The organism is Pseudomonas azotoformans, assembly GCF_001579805.1.
Lineage (GTDB): Bacteria > Pseudomonadota > Gammaproteobacteria > Pseudomonadales > Pseudomonadaceae > Aquipseudomonas > Aquipseudomonas azotoformans_A.
On sequence record NZ_CP014546.1, the window covers coordinates 2,202,305 to 2,220,877 of the forward strand.

Consider the following 18,573-nt stretch of genomic DNA (forward strand, 5'->3'; position numbering starts at 1 on the left):
CGTGATGCTTTTAGAAGCTCATATCGACTTTGGTCCAGAGCGTGCGCCCCGGCTCCTTGATGGCCTGCGGGTCACTGGCCGGGTAGCCGAACCCGGCGTTGCCGGCCAGGTTCAAGTGCTCGGCGTAGGCCTTGCCGAACAGGTTGTCGACGCCGGTGCTGACCTTGAAGTGTTTGTTGATGCGATACGCCGCGTTCAGCGAGAACACGCCAAAACCGCCGCTCTTATCGAAGTCCTTGCCGACCACGTTGCCCTTGTTCGGGTCGATGCGGTTTTGTGCGGCGACCACACGCCACAGCGCGCCGGCACTCCAGTCATCTTCGCTGTAGGTGAGGCCCAGGCGTGCATCCAGTGGCGGCATTTGTGGCAGCGCCTTGCCGTCGCTGCTGTTCTTGCCCCAGGCGTAGGCGAGGGTGGCGTCGGTTTTCCAGTGGCGCGTCAGTTTGTACGCCGCGCCCAATTCGCCGCCCATGATGCGCGCGTCGACGTTACGGGCCTGGGAGGTGGTGCCCATCATGCCGGGGCGGTAGTCGAACAGGATGAAGTCCTGCACCCGACCGACGTAACCCGAAGCCCAGGCTTCAAGGTCTTCAGCTTTGTATTGCGCGCCGAAATCGAGTTGGGTGGTCTTCTCTGGCTTCACGCCGTCGAAGGCATTCACTGAACCGCTCGCGCCGGTGTTGGGCGAAAACAGCTCCCAGTAATCGGGGAAACGCTCCGAGTGGCCCAGGCCTGCATAGAGGGTGGTGGGGCTGTCGGCCAGGTCGTGTTCATAGCGCACGAAGCCGGAAGGCAAGGTGTCGGCGCGAGTGTTGTCGGCGGTCGGGTTGGGCCGCGTCATCATGCCGGAGCCGGTGCTTTGCCGGAAGTCCTTGGCCGAGGCGCGGTCCAGACGCGCACCGGTGATCAGCCGCTCGCGGTCGGCGGCGTACCAGGTGAGTTCGCCGAACACGCCGTAGTTATGGAAGTTGGCGTCCTTGACCCGTGGCAGGTCCTTGTAGGTGTCGATGCCCATGCTGCTGCGCTGGCGATGTTCGTTGGTCTGCGCATCCAGGCCGCTGATCAACTGCACATCGGCCCAGCGCCAGGTGGCCTTGATCCGCGCGCCGAGGGTGCGGCGATCAACGTTGGACGCCATCGGCCCGGCCATCATCCCGGTGCCGGAGGGCGTGCGCAGACTGTAGTTGTCCATCACGTGGTCGGCGTAGTTGTAGTAGACCTGGGCTTCGACCTTATCCAGCACGTCGCCGATATTGGATTTTTCGAAACGCAGCCCCAGGCTTTCCCGCAGGAATTGCGAGCCATCCATGCCGCGTCCGGCGTAGCGCGCTTCGCCATCGCCCCGGCCGGCAGTGAGTTCCAGCAGGGTGTCGGCGTCGGGGGTGAAACCGACAGCGACGTCGCCGTTCCATTTGTCGTAGCGCGAGGCGACGGTGTCGTTGTTGCCGTCCTTGTAGTCATCGGCATGGGCCTGGTTGCCGATCACCCGTACATAGCCCAGTGGGCCACCGGCCGCCGCGTCGATGACTTTGTCAAAGCGCCCGTTGGAACCGGCCAGCACGCTGGCGTTGAGTCGCGTGCCCAGCTCGCCGAATTGCTCAGGCTCACGCTCGAACAGCACGGTGCCAGCCGACGCTCCAGGGCCCCAGAGCACGGTCTGCGGGCCTTTGATGACGGTGAGCTTGTCGTAGGTTTCCGGTGAGATGTACGAAGTGGGCGCGTCCATGCGGCCGGGGCAGGCGCCGAGCATCATGCTGCCGTTGGTGAGGATGTTCAGGCGCGAGCCAAACATGCCACGCAGCACCGGGTCGCCATTGGTGCCGCCGTTGCGCACCAGGGCGAAGCCGGGGATGGTCTTGAGGTAGTCGCCGCCATCGCTGGCAGGCACCGGTTGGCGCGGGTCTTTCGGGTTGGTGATCACGGTCAGCGGTGAGCTGGGGGCGATCGCCGTGATGACGGTGGGGCTCAGTTCATTTTCGTCGGCGTGAGCTACCGGGGCCAGCAGTGCGCCGCACAGAACGGCGAACACGGGAGTACATCCCAAACGGGTGTCAGCAGAAAACCTGGACATGACAAATTCCATCAATCAATCGTAAACAACACGGCCAGCAGCCTGCGGCTGTCTGTCTAAAGTCGGCCGGGGTGAAGTAACGCTGTGAAGTGCTTACGAAACGATGGGCGGCGCGCGGCTGCGGGCGCCGGGGAAGATGCTCTGCCGGGCATGGCCCAGGCGCGTGGCGGGGGTGAGGGCGTTGGCGGGTGGCGGACTGCTCAGGGTGAAGGTTGAAACGCCGCCGGGCAGGGCGGGGCAGCTGTAGAGCAGGTCGCAATAGCCGCACTTGGACCAGAGGGCGTGGTGTTCGTCAGGGGCTTTTGGATGATGGGAGTCGCCGTGGTCCATCGGCATGTCCATCGACATACCGGCGTGATGATCCATCGGCATCGCTTGGGAAATCAGCGGACCGATAAAGATCATCAGCATGGCAAACAGGCTGATCCAACCGCCGCGCCTTACGCGGGCGTGCGGGGAGAGCCTGGCGCGAGGGGCGCCCATCGAATGTCAGCCTATTGCGGGTGCTTGTGCTCGTGGCTGGCCATCGGCGGTACTTTCTGCACCGACACGTCCACCTCGACCTTGCCGGCTTTTTCGAAGGTCAGGGTCAGCGGGAATTGCTTGCCGTCGGCCAACAGGCTGCGGTCTTTGAGGCCGAGCAGCATCACGTGGTAGGCCATCGGCGCGAAGGTCAGGTCACCCTTGGCCGGCACGGCGACGCTGGGCACTTGCTGCATCTTCATCAGGTCGCCTTGCATGACGTGTTCGTGCAACTCGGGCCTTGTCCGCCACCGGCGTTTCGACGCTGAGCAGGCGGTCCGGGGATTCGCCGGTGTTATGAATCACAAAATAGGCGGCAACAGTCGGCGCATTCGGCGGCAACTCCTGGGACCAGGGTTCGCTGACCACCAGGTCGCCGGCCTTGTAGTCCTCGGCATTGGCAGCACTGAACACCGGCAGCAACAACGCAGCCAGAAGCAGGGAAGATTTGAGCATGGCAGTTCTCCAGAACGGTTCTAAACGCAGTTCACTTGCGAAGAAAATCAGACCGTTGGAGAGGCGCGGGGGTTGAGGCTTGGCCATTGCTGGCGCGGGGTGGGGCTTTGCAGCCGGGCCGGCGGCAGGCTCTGCGAGGTATTGAATTGCGTGAGGTACAACTGCGGCACATGCCCCGGCAACGCCACCAATGGCGCCGAGCCCGAGCAACACCAGCAATGTTGCATGGTGGAATGATCGTCCTGCTGCGGCGCCGGAATCTCCAGCTGGCCCAGGGCGATGGTCTTCAGGCTCGCACCATTTGAGGAACAGAAACTGCCCCACAGCAACTGCTGCACCGGGTCCTGGGACTGTTGCATCGCGCTGGCCATCGGCATGGCAAAGGCGTTGAACAGCACTGCGAGGCAGGCGATCCAGGCGATTGCAAAGCGTTGACGGGCCATGGCGGACAATCCGTAGGGTTAAACGATCAGGGGGGTATTTAGCCTGATCGTGGGGGATAAGTAAAAACAGGGCATGTGGTTTGGTGTCGCAGTGCTATCGGATAGCGGTGGCGTGAAACTTGAGGCCCAACGCTTTCATGACTTTCATGATAGTCGCGAATTCGGGATTACCAGTGGCGGAGAGGGCTTTGTACAGGCTTTCGCGGCCGAGGCCGGCGTCGCGGGCGATTTGGGTCATGCCCTGGGCGCGGGCGATGTTGTTCAGGGCTGATCGAATCAGCAAGCCGTCGCCGGAGTCCTCTTCGAAAGAGGCTTCAAGGTACTCGGCCATGTCCTCGGGAGTCTTGAGGTGCTCAGCTATGTCGAAGTCTTTAAATTGAGTCATGAGTCATTCCTTATTCCAAATTCATCGGCTATTTCTTTAGCGCGCTGGATGTCGCGTTTTTGCGTGGATTTATCGCCACCTATCAACAGCAGGTAAACCACCTCATCAACGCGTGTGAAGTAAACCCGGTATCCAGGGCCATAGTGGATGCGCATTTCTGATACGCCATTTCCTACGGGTGCACAGTCTCCGAAGTTACCCCTCGTTGCGTTATCCAATCTTGTCAACACACGACCGCGGGCTGGCCTGCTGCGTGACGAATCAAGCCACTCTTGAAACTCGTCGGATCTCTTGAATCGAATCATGTTTGATCGTATTCCTTGGGATACAGAATGGCAAGTTGCGATGCGCTGCAAAAGCAGTGCATCTCCATCGCGGATGCTGGTGCGAGCTCGCGAGCTCGCGAGGAGAGAGGTTAGGGCGGGGGCTTTTGGCTGAGCCAGCCAGCTGGTTCGAAAGTGTTTGTAGGGGGATTCGGCTTTTATGAGAAGGCCAAATGGTTGGTCATTTTTCGGGTTATTTGAACCGAGAGGAATTGCTCGGCGTTGCGCAATTGATTGAGCTGGCGCAATTGCTCGCGAAGGCGGAGTGTCGGCCAATAGATTTGGTGACTGACGCACAGCCTTCGCGAGCAAGCCCGCTCCCACAGGGATTTGTGGTGGTTAGAGAGTGTTGATTGCCTGTAGTACCTCAGGCACGGTGGTAAATTCTCTATCTACCTGAGCCAGAACGGGCCGCTTCAACACCAACACCGGCACCCCCAACTCCCTTGCCACTTCCAGCTTCGGCTCCGTCGCCGTGCTGCCGCTGTTTTTGCTGATCAGCACATCAATCCCACGCCGCTCAAACAACACCCACTCATCCTCGATCAAAAACGGCCCCCGCGCGCCAATCACTTCGCAGCGCTCATTGCCCGGGTACACATCCAGCGCGCGCAACGTCCAGAACTGCTCCGGCGGGATCTCATCAAGGTGCTGCAACGGCTCGCGGCCAAGCGTGAACAGCGGACGCTTGAAGGGTTTGAGCGCTTCAATCAACGCGGCCCAATCACTGACCTCGCGCCAATCATCTCCCGCCTGCGGCTGCCACGCCGGGCGGCGTAAGGCCCAGCAGGGGACGCCGCTCAACTGCGCGGCCTCGGCCGCATTGCGGCTGATTTGTGCTGCATACGGATGGGTTGCGTCGAGAATCAGGCAAATCCCCTCATCCCGAACAAACTGCGCCAAGCCTTCGGGCCCGCCGTAACCACCCACCCGCACTCGGCATATCAGGTCAGTCGGCACTCGGCCCACACCGGCCAAACTGTAGATATGTTCCGGGCCCAACGTACGGGCAATGGCCAACGCTTCAGTCACACCGCCCAACAACAGGATGCGCTTCATAGCGGCTTGACCACTTCCAGCAAGGTGATCGGCAACGCCTGGCGCCAGGTATCAAACTCCCCCAACGGCTGCGCCTGGGCCACGTGGATGCGCGTCAGTTCGCCGCCATGCCGGGCGCGCCAGTCCATCAAGGTCATTTCACTTTGCAGGGTCACGGCGTTGGCGACCAAGCGCCCGCCCGGCCGCAGGTGTTGCCAGCAGGTATCGAGCACGCCGTCGCGGGTGACGCCGCCACCGATGAAGATGGCGTCCGGTGCCTCCAGTCCGCTTAACGCCTCGGGCGCTTTGCCGCGAACCAGTTGCAGGCCCGGCACGCCCAGGGCGTCGCGGTTGTGTTCGATCAGGCCTTGGCGACCTTCATCCGCTTCAATCGCCACTGCACGGCAACTCGGATGAGCGCGCATCCATTCAATACCAATGGAGCCACTGCCCGCGCCCACGTCCCACAGCAGTTCGCCGGGCATCGGCGCGAGGCGGGCCAGGGTCATGGCGCGTACATCGCGTTTGGTCAGTTGGCCGTCGTGTTTGAAGGCTGAATCCGGCAGGCCCGCCAGGCGCGACAGGCGGGGTGTTTCGCTGGAGGCTACGCAATCAATGGCAACCAGATTCAAATCGGCGATTGGCACGTGCTGCCAATCAACCGCCAGCCCGTCGATGCGCCGCTCATGCGCGCCACCCAAATGTTCAAACACGCTCAAGCGGCTCGGCCCAAACCCGTACGAAGCCAATAAAGCGGCAATCAACGCCGGACTGCGCCCGTCATTACTCAACACCAACAACCGCACCCCACTGGCCAGTTGCGCATTCAGCGCCGCCAGCGGCCGGGCCACCACGGATAACGTCACCACTTCCTGCAACGGCCAGCCCAACCGCGCTGCCGCCAACGACACCGACGAAGGTGCGGGCAAGATCAGCAATTCATTCGCCGCCACCTGCCGCGCCAGACTCGCGCCCACGCCATAGAACATCGGGTCCCCACTGGCCAACACACACACAGGCGCACCGCGCCGCGCCAGTACCGGTTCCAGGGAAAACGGGCTCGGCCATAACTCCCGCTCGCCGCGAATACACACCGGCAACAGGTCCAACTGGCGCTGAGCACCTATAATCCGCGTGGCGCGCAACAGGGCATGCCGGGCATTCCTGCCCAGCCCCTTGAAGCCGTCTTCACCGATGCCTACAACCGTCAGCCAGGGCGACATAAAGATTCCTTGAACGACATCCGACGGGCAGGCTTTTCATGCCGCCGGACAAAGCAGGCATAATACCGCGCCTTTACCCATCAACCGGTAGCCCCGTGAACCCAACGCCCGCTGTGAATACCTTGCGCCCCTCGGCTTGTCCGGGGTTGCTGCGTATTGTCCAGGCGCTGGACGGCGGCATTTGTCGGATCAAATTGGCCGGTGGTTCGATCACTGCCGCCCAAGCCCACGCGGTGGCGGATGCCGCCCAGGCCTATGCGGGCGGGGTGATCGAGGCGACCAACCGCGCCAATCTGCAGATTCGTGGGATTGGCACTGAAGAAAGCGCGCTGATTGCGATGCTGCTGGCAGCCGACCTTGGCCCCAGCAATGCCGCCGGCGACGACGTGCGCAACCTGATGCTCAGTCCCAGCGCCGGTATCGACCCGCAGATGCTCTTCGACACCCGCCCGTTGGCCGAACAGATCCTCAATACCCTGCAAAGCCACCCGCGTTTTCATGAGCTGTCGGCCAAGTTCGCTGTGCAACTGGATGGCGGTGAAGCGTTGGCGATGCTCGAACATCACCATGACCTGTGGCTGTCGGCGTTCGTACGGGAGGGCGAGACGCTTCTGGCCTTTGGCCTGGCGGGTTGTCCGGCGCTGGATGCGCCGCTGGCCGCCGTGCCATTGGACCAGGGCCATGCACTGGTGGTGGCCGTGCTGGAAGCATTTCTGGACATCGCCACGCCAGAACAGACGCGTATGCGGCATCTGTCTGTGGATAACTTATTGAGTCGTCTAACACTGCCGCTGCTGCCCTCCGATGGCTTCAACCGCACGCCCAGTGGCGCTTTGCAGCACCTCGGCACTTATCCACAAGCGCAAAAAAATCAGTACTATGTCGCCGCTATCGCGCCCTTGGGCCGCCTGGATGCGACGATGCTCAAGGGCGCCGCGCAACTGGCCAGCGAATACGGCGACGGCACGCTGCGTTTCACCCCCTGGCAGGGCGTGCTGCTGCCCAACATTGAAAAACCTCGCGCCGTGACCGAACGCCTGGCGCAGCTTGGCTTTCTGTGTTCAATCGACCAGCCCCTGGCGCGCATGACCGCCTGCACCGGCTCCTGCGGCTGCGGCAAGGCCCTGGCCGACACCAAGGCCGACGCGGTGCAACTCGCTGCCCTGGACACCGGGCACAACGTGCACCTGTCCGGCTGCCCGCGCTCCTGCGCCGCCGCACACACCGCGCCGGTCACCTTGCTGGCGGTGAGCCCCGGCCACTACGACCTCTATTTTCGCGAGGCAGCCCACCCCGGTTTCGGCCGGCTGCACGCACGCAACCTTTCTATTGAAGCGACGGGCGCCCTGCTGCGCGCCCGCCCACGGAGCAACACCGATGATTGATTACATCCGCGACGGTCAGGAGATCTATCGCAACTCCTTCGCCATTATTCGCGCGGAAGCCAAGTTGGACCGCATCCCGGCTGATTTGGAGAAACTCGCGGTGCGGGTGATTCACGCCTGCGGCATGGTCGACGCCATCGACGGCCTGCAGTTCTCCGAAGGGGCGGGCAAGGCCGGGCGCGATGCGCTGGCTGCGGGCGCGCCGATCCTGTGCGATGCGCGGATGGTCTCCGAAGGCGTGACCCGCGCACGCCTGCCGGCCAATAACCCGGTGATCTGCACCCTGCGCGATGACAGCGTTCCAGACCTGGCGCGGGAGTTGGGCAACACCCGCTCCGCCGCCGCCCTGGAGCTGTGGCGCCCGCACCTGGAAGGTAGCGTGGTGGTGATCGGCAACGCACCGACCGCGTTGTTCTATCTGCTGGAAATGCTGGATGCGGGCGCGCCGAAACCGGCGTTGATCCTCGGCTTTCCGGTGGGTTTTGTCGGCGCCGCCGAGTCCAAGGCGATGCTGGCCGCCGACAGCCGTGGCGTGCCGTTCGTGATCATGCAGGGCCGCCTGGGCGGCAGCGCCATGGCCGCCGCTGCGGTGAATGCCCTCGCCACGGAGGTCGAATAATGCAGGCACGCGGACGTTTGATCGGCCTGGGCGTGGGCCCCGGTGACCCGGAACTGATCACCCTCAAGGCCCTGCGCCTGCTGCGCGAATCGCCCGTGGTGGCGTACTTCGTGGCCAAGGGCAAGAAGGGCAACGCCTTCGGGATCATCGAAGACCACTTGGTGCCGCAACAGACCTTGATGCCGTTGGTGTACCCGGTGACCACTGAAGTGTTGCCGGCGCCGATGTCTTACGAACAGGTGATCAGCGATTTCTACGACGCCGCCAGCGTTGACGTCGCCGCACACTTGGACGCCGGCCGTGACGTAGCGGTGATCTGCGAAGGCGACCCGTTCTTCTACGGTTCCTACATGTACCTGCACGACCGCCTCGCCGAGCGCTATGAAGCGCAGGTGATTCCAGGCGTGTGTTCAATGCTCGGCGGTGCCTCGGTGCTGGGCGCGCCGCTGGTTTACCGCAACCAGAGCCTGTCGGTACTCTCGGGTGTGTTACCCCATGACGACCTCAAGCGCCGCCTGGCGGATGCCGATGCGGCCGTGATCATGAAGCTGGGTCGCAACTTCCCGAAAGTGCGTCAGGTGCTGGAAGAGCTCGGCCTCGCCGGGCGTGCACTGTATGTGGAACGCGCCACCATGGCCAACCAGAGGATCGTGCCGCTGGATCAGGTCGATCCATCGTCGTCGCCGTACTTCTCGCTGATCATCGTGCCCGGTGAACGGTGGCAAGGTTGATGAGCCCGGCGATTGTCATTCTGGGCCAGGGCAGCCTGGCCACTGCGCGCAAGATCCAGCAGGTCTACCCCGGCGCTTTGATCCACGGCCTGGCCGGACGGGTCGACGGCGCGGACCAGGCCTACAGTGAATTCGGCGCGACCCTGCGCCAGCTCTATCAGCAAGGTACGCCGCTGATTGCGCTGTGCGCGGCCGGTATCGTCATTCGTACCTTGGCGCCGCTGCTGCTGGAAAAAGGCGAAGAACCCGCCGTGCTGGCCGTGGCCGAAGACGGCAGTACGGTGGTGCCGTTGCTTGGCGGCCTGGGCGGTGTGAACGTGATGGCGCGCGAAATCGCCGCTGCGTTGAACGTGGCCGCTGCGATCACCACCAGTGGCGAGCTGCGTTTCGGCACCTGCCTGCTCAATCCGCCAGCGGGTTATGAACTGGCCGACCTTGAACTGGGCAAGCGCTTCGTCTCCGACCTGCTGGCCGGCGAAAGCGTGCGCATCGAAGGCGCCGCGCCGTGGCTCGACCAGGCCAACCTGCCCCAGGACCAACAGGCACGCCTGGCGATTCACGTGGGCAGTAACGCGCGCGCGCCTGCTGCCGATGAATTGCTGATCTATTCGAAGAATGTCAGCGTGACCTGCAACCCAGGTGCGCAACTGGCTGAGCGTGTGCGCACGGCGTTGCATGAGGCGGGTATCGCCGTGCAATCCCTGGCGTGCCTGTTGGCCAGTGATACGCAGATGGCCGAGGCGTCGTTGCATGCAGCCGCGTTGGAGCTGGGTGTACCGCTGCGGTTTGCCAGCGTCAGCCAGGACGCGGATATCGTCATCAACGTTGCCGAGCAACCCCTGGACCTGGCGCAAGTCGGCCGTGTGCGTGGTCGCCTGGCTGTGATCGGCCTGGGCCCCGGCGCCGCCGAGTTGATGGTGCCAGCGGTCAAGGCAGAACTGGCGCGTTGCACCGACGTGCTCGGTTACGAAACCTACGTGCGCATGGCCGGGCCCTTCCGGGACGATCAGGTGCAGCACTGCACCGACAACCGCGAAGAAATGCAGCGTGCGCGCCATGCCTTCGAACTGGCGGCCCAAGGTCGCTCGGTGGTGGTTGTGTCGTCTGGCGACCCCGGCGTGTTCGCCATGGCCGCTGCGGTGATCGAAGCCCTGCACGAATCCAGTGATCCGGCCTGGCATCAGGTCGACCTGGAAATCCTGCCGGGCGTTTCGGCCTCGCTCGCCACCGCCGCCCAGGCGGGTGCGCCGTTGGGCCATGATTTTTGCGTGATGTCGCTGTCGGACAACCTCAAGCCGTGGTCGATCATCGAAAAACGCCTGGACCTGGCCTCCCAGGCCGACCTGGCGCTGGCGTTCTACAACCCGATCTCGCGCTCGCGGCCGTGGCAGCTGGGACGTGCGCTGGAAATCGTCGCACTGCACCGTACGCCTGAAACGCCGGTGGTGCTGGGCCGGGATATTGGCCGGCCAGGCCAGACCCTGCGCGTCACTACCCTGGGGCAACTGACGCCGGAGCAGGTGGACATGCGCACCATGGTGTTGATCGGTTCGTCCACCACCGCCACCTTCCCGCGTGCCGGTGGCGGTGAGTGGGTGTACACGCCGCGCTGGTACGGCGAGAAACCCGCCTCCTGAAAAGGGCCCCTCGGGTGCCTGAAAGCTCCGAATGACCCAGGGATTTTCCTGGCGTTGTCCGGGGCTTTTTCTTTTTTCTGCGACGAAATCCGGAAGCCCGCCAGGCATGCCGCGTGATTGCTGGGCGGCGCGGTTTGACGGGGGGCGCCAAGGGATGTTTGTCGTCTGGAAAACGCTCCAGCCAGTGGACTAGGGTGGACATAAGCCCCGAGTTGGGGTGCTTGTGGAGAACCAAAATGGAGCGACATCACAGAAGGATCAACAATAAAAAAAGGCGCAAATTGATTGCCGCCTACAAGTTGCCGGGAGCGTCTGGAGCGCTTAAGGCTTTGCCGTTGGACATAGAGGACGACTTCAACGCCGCCGTGGTCAACAACAGTGTCATCTCGTTTGCCGAAGGCTTGTCCGGCTTGAACCGGGAGTACGTGCGCAAGAGCTATTTGCTGGCCAGCAGCTATGTCAGCGATGTGTTGAAAGTACAGCGCGGTACCGAGGGTTGGTACGACGAGTTCATCACGGTGATGGTCAGCCTGGGGTGGCTGCCGGTGCGCAGCCGCTTCGAACGGGTTTCACGTTCCGGCAAGGGCCTGACCGTGCAATGGGCGGCGCTGAATATCATCACCACCCTGCTGGCGTCGACCTCATTGTCCGGGTACTTGCTGAGCACTTTGCCGAAACTGGCGGCCGATGCTTTGGACGCATTGAAGCAGGCGCCGGGGACGTTCGAACTGTTCAAACGCAACAGCGCGGTACACCAAGGCGGCGACTTCGGCCTGGCGTCCTGTGCCGAAACGGACGGTGAACTGATGATGGTGCTGGTGACCTACAGCAGCCATGGCGTGAGCAAGCAGATAGGGCTGCCCTTCCTGGAGTGGGACAGCTCTTCGTTCGAGGCCTTCAGCGGGCAGACGTGCCTGGTACTGAATACCTCGGTGGTCAACGAAAAGACGATCCAACTGATGCGCGAGAGTGCGGGCGACAAAGTGCAGTTGGCGATCGCCAAGTACCGGATCTAAGGCACCAGGTAACCGCGCACACCGGTGAAGATGATTTGCGCGGCCAGGGCGCACACAAACAACCCCATCAACCGACTGACAATCTGCAAACCCTGGTCACCGAGGATGCGTTCGATCCGGTTGGACAGGTACAGCACCACGCCCACCGTGAGGCTGGCCAGGGCGATACTGAGGATGGCGGTGAGCTTGTCATCCCAGTGCGGCTGACTCACCCCCATGACCAGCAGCGCACCGATGGTGCCGGGGCCGACGGTGAGGGGAATGGTCAGCGGCACGATGGTCACGTCCTGCTGCACGTTGTCGGTCTGCACCGCCGACTTGCCCTGAGCCATGCCCAGGGCGGAGATAAACAGCACACTGCCGGCGCCAATGCGGAAGGCGTCGACGGTGATGCCGAACACGCTGAAAATCACGCGGCCGAACAAGTAGAGCAACACGCTCGATACCAGGGTCGCCAACGCCACCTTCCACGCCAGGCGGCGCCGTTCTTTGCTGGAGTAGCCACGGGTCAGGCTGATAAAGCAGGACAGCACGAAGAACGGGCTGTAGAGCACCAGCATTTTCAGGTAGACGCTGAATAACACGTGGAGCATGGGGGCGGCTCGCGATGGGAGAAGATTGGGGGAAGTCTATCAGGCGAAACAGTGCAAATGTGGGGGCTGGCTAGCTGTGATGAGTAGGCCCGCTCACCACAAAAAAAGCCCACTCACCTTTCAGGCTAAGAGGGAGCGTGTTCGGGTCGCTGCTGACGCTGCGCCACCCAGAACTCCACCAGCTCACGCAACTGCGACAACTCCACCGGCTTGGCCATATGCCCGTCCATCCCGGCCTGGCGTGCGCGTTCTTTATGTTCCGACAGGATGTGGGCCGTCAGCGCCACCACCGGTGTGCGAATACGCTGGTGGCTGACTTCCCACGCGCGCAGTTGCTGGGTGGCCGAGAAGCCATCGAGGATCGGCATTTCACAGTCCATCAACACCAAGTCATAGCGCTGGGCTTTCATCGCTTCCAGCGCTTCTTCGCCATTGCTGGCAGTGTCCGGGTTGAGATTGAGCTTACCGAGCATGCCACGGATCACTTTGGTGGAGATGCTGTTGTCTTCAGCCACCAGGATGCGGAAATCCGTCGGCACGGTGATGGCCGCCGGCGAATTGAGGACCGGGCGAGGTGGAACGTTGCCCTTGCTGCGTTGGGTCAGTTCGTCGGCCAGGGTGGTCTTGAGCGTGTAGCCGGCAACGGGCTTGGCGAGGATGCGCTTGATCCCGCAATTGCGCGCGATGATCTTGCTCGGCGCGTTGCTGATGCCGGTGAGCATGATCAGCAGGATGTCGTGGTTCAGGCTCGGGTCTTCCTTGATCTTCGCCGCTAGTTGCATGCCGGTCATGCCCGGCATGTTCTGGTCCAGCAGCACCACGTCGAAGTAATCGCGCAGGTGCGCCTTGGTGCGCAGCAGTGCCAGGGCTTCCTTGCCCGATGGCACGGCGCTGACGTTGAGGCCCCAGGCCGAACATTGCTGCACCAATACTTTGCGGCAGGTGTCGTTGTCGTCCACCACCAGCACCCGTGCGCCCTTGAGTGGGCCGTCGAGGTCGGAGGTCGGGTGTTCCAGGCGTTCCGGGTCCAGCGGCAGGGTTAGCCACAAGGTGCTGCCCTGGTGGCTGCCGCTCTTGATGCCGAACTCGCCGTTCATCAGCAGGATCAGTTGGCGGGCGATGACCAGGCCCAGGTGACCGTTCAAGCGGGTGGCCGAGAAGAAATTCTTGCTGTGCAGTTCGCTGTGCAGCAGCGCGTCACGCTCGGCGGCCTCCATCGGCAGGCCGCTGTCCTGCACGGCGATGCGCAGGCGCGGCTTGGTGCTGCGGTCATCCAATGCGACCACGATCAGCACTTCGCCTTCGTCGGTTTTCTGCAGGGCGTTTTCCAGCAGGCTCAACATGGCCTGGCGCAGGCGCGTCGGGTCGCCGCTGATCACGCGGGGCACCTGGGGCTGGATAAAACTGATCAGCTCGACGTTCTGTTGTTCAGCCTTGGCGCGGAAAATACTCAGGCAATCTTCGATCAGCGCGTTGAGGTCGAACTGCACGTCATCCAGTTCGATCTGGCCGGATTCCAGCTTGGAGATGTCGAGGATTTCGTTGATCAGCGTGAGCAGTTCATTACCGGCGCTGTGGATGGTCTGCACGTAGTCGCGCTGTTTCACCGACAGCGGCGTACCCAGCAACAGTTCGGTCATGCCCAGCACGCCGTTCATGGGGGTGCGGATTTCGTGGCTGATCTTGGCCAGGAACTCGGCCTTGGCGGCAATCTCGGCATTGCTCGCCGCCAAGTCGCGGCTGAGGCTGAAGCGCGCTTCGACAATCGCGCGCTGGCGTTCGCCCAGCGCCAGGCTCATCAACAGGCCGCTGAGGCAGATGAAGGCCAGCAACGTGACGATCAGGCCCTGGGGCGAGACCATCGTCAGGCCCAGCAGTGCAGGCAGGATGATCAGCGTGCCGATGTTGAACACCACCATCGCCGCCACGAACAGGCGGGCCGGACGGTAGCCTTTCTGCCAGTGGTAGGCCGAGACGAACAGCATGCTCAAGCCGGCCAGGGCCACCAGGGCATAGGTGATGATGTTCAGCGGCAGGGTGTTGACGAACAACAGCAGCAGGCCGCACAGCACGATGAACAGGATGTCGGCCATCAACAGCTTGTTCAGCGGGTGTGGCCCCAAAGGCATGAAGAACCGATAGGCAAACATCAGCCCGCACGGCGCGGTCAGCAGCAGGGCCAGGTAGGCGCCTGGGGTCTGGATAGCGTGCCAGTTCGGCAGCCAAGGGCCGATCAGGTTCAGCAGCAGCGCGAGGCTGAGCATCAGCAGGATTTCGCAGGCCGCCAGCCACAGGCTACTGCGTGAGCGGTGGTAGGCGAAACGCGTGAGGTTGTGCAGGATCAGCATCAGCAGACAGCCGAACAGCAGTCCGTAGATCAGCGTCTGCGTCTGGTCGGCGGCGGCGAGCACGGCCGGTTCCAGGGTGATATACGGGCGCAGTTCATGTTCCGAGACCAGGCGCAGGTAGACCTCTAGGGGCTTCTGGCTCTGGGGCATCGGCAGCATGAAGTCGCTGCTGGGCAATGGGCGCTCGGCCTGGGGCTGGCGTGTGCCGGTGCTTTGTTGCTCCACCAGGGTGTCGCCGTCCAGTACATAGAGGCTCAGGTGGGACAAATCCGGGGCAAAAACCCGCAGCACTTGTTCGTGCTTGCCGGGTTGCAGCTTGAAACGCACCCACAACGCACCGTCCGGTTCCGCGGCGGTAAGGCGGTCCAGTTCGATGGGGCTGAATTGATTGGTGTAGCGCGAGGAACGGATGTCGCTCAGTTGCAGGTCGGCCTGTTCATCAAGCAATACTGCCCAGCCACTGCCTTGCGCGGCGGCCTGGGCCGGGAACAAGCAGAGCAGTGTCAGCAGACTGACAGTGAAACCTATGGCGATCCTGAGCCAGCGCACGGCGAAATCCCTTCGTAGGTTGATGCACGGTTAACTATGCGCGGGTAGGCCTGCATACGGCAAGGGCCAGAGGCCCTTGCCTAGCCGAACGGATAGCGGCTTACTGGCTTTCGCCACGCTCCCGCGCAATGGCGCGATAGCCGATGTCCTTGCGATAGAAGCAGCCTTTCCAGTCGATTTTTGCAGCCAGCTTATAAGCCTGTTGCTGCGCGGCGTCGACGCTGGCGCCCATGGCGGTAGCGCACAACACACGGCCACCGGCGGTCACGACCTGGCCATCCTTGAGCGCAGTGCCCGCATGGAACACTTTGCCTTCCAGCGTAGCAGCCGCGTCGAGACCTTCAATCACGTCGCCCTTGGCGTAATCGGCAGGGTAGCCACCGGCCGCCAGCACAATGCCGACGCTCGGACGTGGATCCCACTGGGCTTCTACCTTGTCCAGGGCCTGGGCCAGGGCAGCTTCCACCAGCAACACCAGGCTCGATTGCAGACGCAGCATCACCGGTTGGGTTTCCGGATCGCCGAAGCGGCAGTTGAACTCGATGACTTTCGGGTTACCGGCTTTGTCGATCATCAGGCCGGCATACAGGAAACCGGTGTACACATTGCCTTCGTCGGCCATGCCACGCACGGTCGGCCAGATCACCAGGTCCATGACGCGCTGGTGCACGTCGGCGGTGACTACCGGGGCAGGGGAGTAGGCACCCATGCCGCCGGTGTTCGGGCCGGTGTCGCCGTCGCCGACGCGTTTATGGTCCTGGCTGGTTGCCATTGGCAGGACGTTCTTGCCGTCGACCATCACGATAAAGCTGGCTTCTTCGCCGTCGAGGAATTCCTCGATCACTACGCGCGAACCGGCGTCACCAAAAGCATTGCCGGCGAGCATGTCGCGCACAGCGTCTTCGGCTTCTTGCAGGGTCATGGCGACGATCACGCCTTTGCCGGCGGCCAGGCCGTCGGCCTTGATCACGATCGGCGCACCTTTTTCACGCAGGTAAGCCAGGGCCGGCTCGATCTCGGTGAAGTTCTGGTAGTCGGCGGTCGGGATCTTGTGGCGCGCCAGGAAGTCCTTGGTGAACGCCTTGGAGCCTTCCAGCTGGGCCGCGCCGGCGGTTGGGCCGAAGCAATCCAGGCCACGGCTGCGGAACAGGTCCACTACGCCGGCAACCAGCGGGACTTCCGGGCCGACGATAGTCAGGGACACATTTTTTTCAGCAAAGTCGGCCAACTGTTCAAGGGCCAGCACGTCGATAGCGACGTTCTCGCACTTGGCTTCAATGGCGGTACCGGCGTTGCCGGGTGCTACGAATACTTTCTGGACGCGCGGGTCCTGGGCAACTTTCCAGGCCAGGGCGTGTTCACGGCCACCGCTGCCAATGATGAGGACGTTCAAGTCAGACTCCTTCGGAGGAAGTTACAAGCTGCAAGCTAAGAGCAATCTGTATCGCTCTGAAGGCAGCCTGCAGCTATGAATTTTAGAGGCTACAACCAGCAGCAAAAGCGACAAAGCTTTGCTTTTACTTGCTGCTTGCAGCTCGAACCTTGCCACTCCACGCTAGTGGATCAGTGGCGGAAGTGGCGCATGCCGGTGAAGACCATGGCGATGCCGGCTTCATCAGCGGCGGCGATGACCTCAGCATCACGCATCGAACCGCCCGGTTGGATCACGGCGGTCACGCCTGCCTTGGCGGCGTTGTCCAAACCGTCACGGAACGGGAAAAATGCATCGGAAGCCATTACCGAACCCACAACCTGCAGGCCCGCATGTTCAGCCTTGATCGCGGCGATACGCGCCGAGTTCACGCGGCTCATCTGGCCGGCGCCGACACCGATGGTCTGGCGATTCTTGGCGTAGACGATGGCGTTGGATTTAACGTATTTGGCCACTTTCCAGGCGAAGATCAGGTCGTTGATCTCTTGTTCGGTCGGCGCGCGCTGGGTCACGACTTTCAGGTCTTCGCTGCCGATCATGCCGATGTCGCGGCTCTGTACCAGCAAGCCGCCATTGACGCGCTTGTAGTCCCAGGCAGCGGCACGTTCAGCCGACCATTCGCCGCAGGCCAGCAGGCGCACGTTGGCTTTGGCCGCCACGATGGCACGGGCTTCCTCGCTGACGCTTGGGGCGATGATCACTTCAACGAACTGACGCTCAACGATCGCCTTGGCGGTCTCGGCATCCAGCTCACGGTTGAAGGCGATGATGCCGCCGAACGCCGACTCGGTGTCGGTGGCGTAGGCCAGTTCGTACGCCTGGCGGATACCGCCTTCAGCGTCCGGGCTCACCGCCACGCCGCACGGGTTGGCGTGCTTGACGATCACACAGGCTGGCTTGACGAAGCTCTTCACACATTCCAGCGCGGCGTCGGTGTCGGCCACGTTGTTGTAGGACAGCTCCTTGCCTTGCAGCTGGGTCGCGGTGGCGATGCCCACTTCGGCCGGCTTGGCTTCTACGTAGAACGCCGCGCTCTGGTGCGGGTTCTCGCCGTAGCGCATTTCCTGGGCCTTGATGAACTGGCTGTTGAAGGTGCGCGGGAACTGGCTGCGGTCTTCGGTGGACAGTGTTTCAGCCGTCTGGTTAACAGTGCCCATGTAGTTGGCGATCATACCGTCGTAGGCGGCGGTGTGTTCGAACGCCTTGAGCATCAGGTCGAAGCGCTGGGCGTAGGTCAGGCCACCGGCCTTCAGGCTTTCCAGCACGTTAGCGTAATCGCTGGCGTTGACCACGATGGCCACGTCTTTGTGGTTCTTGGCCGCCGAGCGCACCATGGTCGGACCGCCGATATCGATGTTTTCGATGGCGGTCGGCAGGTCGCAGCCTGGCTTGTTGATGGTGGCTTCGAACGGGTAGAGGTTCACGGCCACCAGGTCGATCGGCTTGATGCCGTGCTCGGCCATGATCGCGTCGTCGGTGCCGCGACGGCCGAGGATGCCACCGTGGATTTTCGGATGCAGGGTCTTGACCCGACCGTCCATCATTTCTGCGAAACCGGTGTAGTCCGCCACTTCCACTGCGGCCACGCCGTTGTCCTGCAGCAGTTTGAAGGTCCCGCCCGTGGAGAGGATTTCCACGCCGAGGGCTTCCAGCTCCCGGGCAAATTCGAGGATCCCGGTCTTGTCGGAGACACTGATCAAGGCGCGGCGGATCGGCAGGCGGGTAGTCTGGTCGGTCATTTCAATTTCCATCAAAAGCAAAGGAGTCAGCAAAAAAGGCGACCGTTTTTTACGCGGGCGCCT

General features: G+C 62.5%; 16 protein-coding genes and 1 pseudogene. 5 read left to right on the top strand and 12 right to left on the bottom strand.

The window, feature by feature from the left end:
• Positions 1–10 precede the first annotated feature (10 nt).
• From AYR47_RS10165 to AYR47_RS10200, 8 genes and pseudogenes are all read right to left on the bottom strand, one after another.
• Complete coding sequence (locus AYR47_RS10165; protein WP_061435126.1) at positions 11–2,071, bottom strand: TonB-dependent copper receptor; 2,061 nt, start codon at positions 2,069–2,071, stop codon at positions 11–13.
• 93 nt (positions 2,072–2,164) lie between these two features.
• Positions 2,165–2,554, bottom strand: a complete 390-nt coding sequence (locus AYR47_RS10170; RefSeq protein ID WP_061435128.1) for a DUF2946 domain-containing protein — start codon at positions 2,552–2,554, stop codon at positions 2,165–2,167.
• Positions 2,555–2,565: 11 nt separating this feature from the next.
• Positions 2,566–3,049 (bottom strand): annotated as a pseudogene (locus AYR47_RS10175) (copper chaperone PCu(A)C).
• 47 nt (positions 3,050–3,096) lie between these two features.
• Positions 3,097–3,492: a DUF2946 domain-containing protein gene (locus AYR47_RS10180; RefSeq protein ID WP_033897357.1), complete on the bottom strand. Its 396-nt coding sequence runs from the start codon at positions 3,490–3,492 to the stop codon at positions 3,097–3,099.
• 94 nt (positions 3,493–3,586) lie between these two features.
• The gene (locus AYR47_RS10185) at positions 3,587–3,877 is read right to left on the bottom strand and encodes an addiction module antidote protein (RefSeq protein ID WP_061435130.1); all 291 of its coding nucleotides are present in this window, start codon (positions 3,875–3,877) and stop codon (positions 3,587–3,589) included.
• Positions 3,874–4,182, bottom strand: a complete 309-nt coding sequence (locus tag AYR47_RS10190; protein WP_061435131.1) for a type II toxin-antitoxin system RelE/ParE family toxin — start codon at positions 4,180–4,182, stop codon at positions 3,874–3,876. Before AYR47_RS10190 ends, AYR47_RS10185 begins: the two co-directional genes overlap by 4 nt.
• Positions 4,183–4,539: 357 nt before the next feature.
• Positions 4,540–5,259 carry a cobalt-precorrin-6A reductase gene (locus AYR47_RS10195; RefSeq protein WP_061435133.1) on the bottom strand — a complete coding sequence of 240 codons (720 nt, stop codon included), beginning with the start codon at positions 5,257–5,259 and terminating at the stop codon, positions 4,540–4,542.
• On the bottom strand, positions 5,256–6,461 hold the full coding sequence (locus AYR47_RS10200; protein ID WP_061435135.1) for a bifunctional cobalt-precorrin-7 (C(5))-methyltransferase/cobalt-precorrin-6B (C(15))-methyltransferase: 1,206 nt from the start codon (positions 6,459–6,461) through the stop codon (positions 5,256–5,258). The genes AYR47_RS10195 and AYR47_RS10200 overlap by 4 nt, the downstream gene beginning before the upstream one ends.
• 38 nt (positions 6,462–6,499) lie before the next feature.
• On the opposite strand from AYR47_RS10200, the gene cobG reads away from it, so the two are divergent.
• The 5 genes from cobG (at position 6,500) to AYR47_RS10225 (ending at position 11,849) form a co-directional block, all read left to right on the top strand.
• Positions 6,500–7,846, top strand: coding sequence for a precorrin-3B synthase (gene cobG / locus AYR47_RS10205; RefSeq protein WP_061435137.1), 1,347 nt, complete (start codon positions 6,500–6,502; stop codon positions 7,844–7,846).
• Positions 7,839–8,465 carry a precorrin-8X methylmutase gene (locus tag AYR47_RS10210; protein ID WP_033897351.1) on the top strand — a complete coding sequence of 209 codons (627 nt, stop codon included), beginning with the start codon at positions 7,839–7,841 and terminating at the stop codon, positions 8,463–8,465. The genes cobG and AYR47_RS10210 overlap by 8 nt, the downstream gene beginning before the upstream one ends.
• Positions 8,465–9,196, top strand: coding sequence for a precorrin-2 C(20)-methyltransferase (locus AYR47_RS10215; RefSeq protein ID WP_033897350.1), 732 nt, complete (start codon positions 8,465–8,467; stop codon positions 9,194–9,196). The genes AYR47_RS10210 and AYR47_RS10215 overlap by 1 nt, the downstream gene beginning before the upstream one ends.
• Entirely contained in the window at positions 9,196–10,833 is a 1,638-nt protein-coding gene (gene cobJ / locus AYR47_RS10220) for a precorrin-3B C(17)-methyltransferase (protein WP_061435139.1), read from the top strand. Before AYR47_RS10215 ends, cobJ begins: the two co-directional genes overlap by 1 nt.
• A 236-nt stretch (positions 10,834–11,069) precedes the next feature.
• Positions 11,070–11,849 (top strand): hypothetical protein, encoded by a 780-nt coding sequence (locus tag AYR47_RS10225; protein ID WP_061435141.1) that lies wholly within the window; start codon positions 11,070–11,072, stop codon positions 11,847–11,849.
• Here AYR47_RS10225 and AYR47_RS10230 read toward each other — a convergent pair.
• From AYR47_RS10230 to purH, 4 genes are all read right to left on the bottom strand, one after another.
• Positions 11,846–12,442, bottom strand: a complete 597-nt coding sequence (locus tag AYR47_RS10230) for a MarC family protein (RefSeq protein ID WP_003171467.1) — start codon at positions 12,440–12,442, stop codon at positions 11,846–11,848. The two genes, AYR47_RS10225 and AYR47_RS10230, sit on opposite strands and share 4 nt — an antisense overlap.
• 125 nt (positions 12,443–12,567) lie before the next feature.
• Positions 12,568–15,339 carry a hybrid sensor histidine kinase/response regulator gene (locus AYR47_RS10235; protein ID WP_033897347.1) on the bottom strand — a complete coding sequence of 924 codons (2,772 nt, stop codon included), beginning with the start codon at positions 15,337–15,339 and terminating at the stop codon, positions 12,568–12,570.
• A gap of 100 nt (positions 15,340–15,439) precedes the next feature.
• A complete protein-coding gene (gene purD, locus AYR47_RS10240) occupies positions 15,440–16,732 on the bottom strand; it encodes a phosphoribosylamine--glycine ligase (RefSeq protein ID WP_033897346.1) in 1,293 nt (430 codons plus the stop codon).
• 170 nt (positions 16,733–16,902) lie between these two features.
• Positions 16,903–18,510, bottom strand: a complete 1,608-nt coding sequence (gene purH / locus AYR47_RS10245; RefSeq protein WP_033897345.1) for a bifunctional phosphoribosylaminoimidazolecarboxamide formyltransferase/IMP cyclohydrolase — start codon at positions 18,508–18,510, stop codon at positions 16,903–16,905.
• Positions 18,511–18,573: the final 63 nt, after the last annotated feature.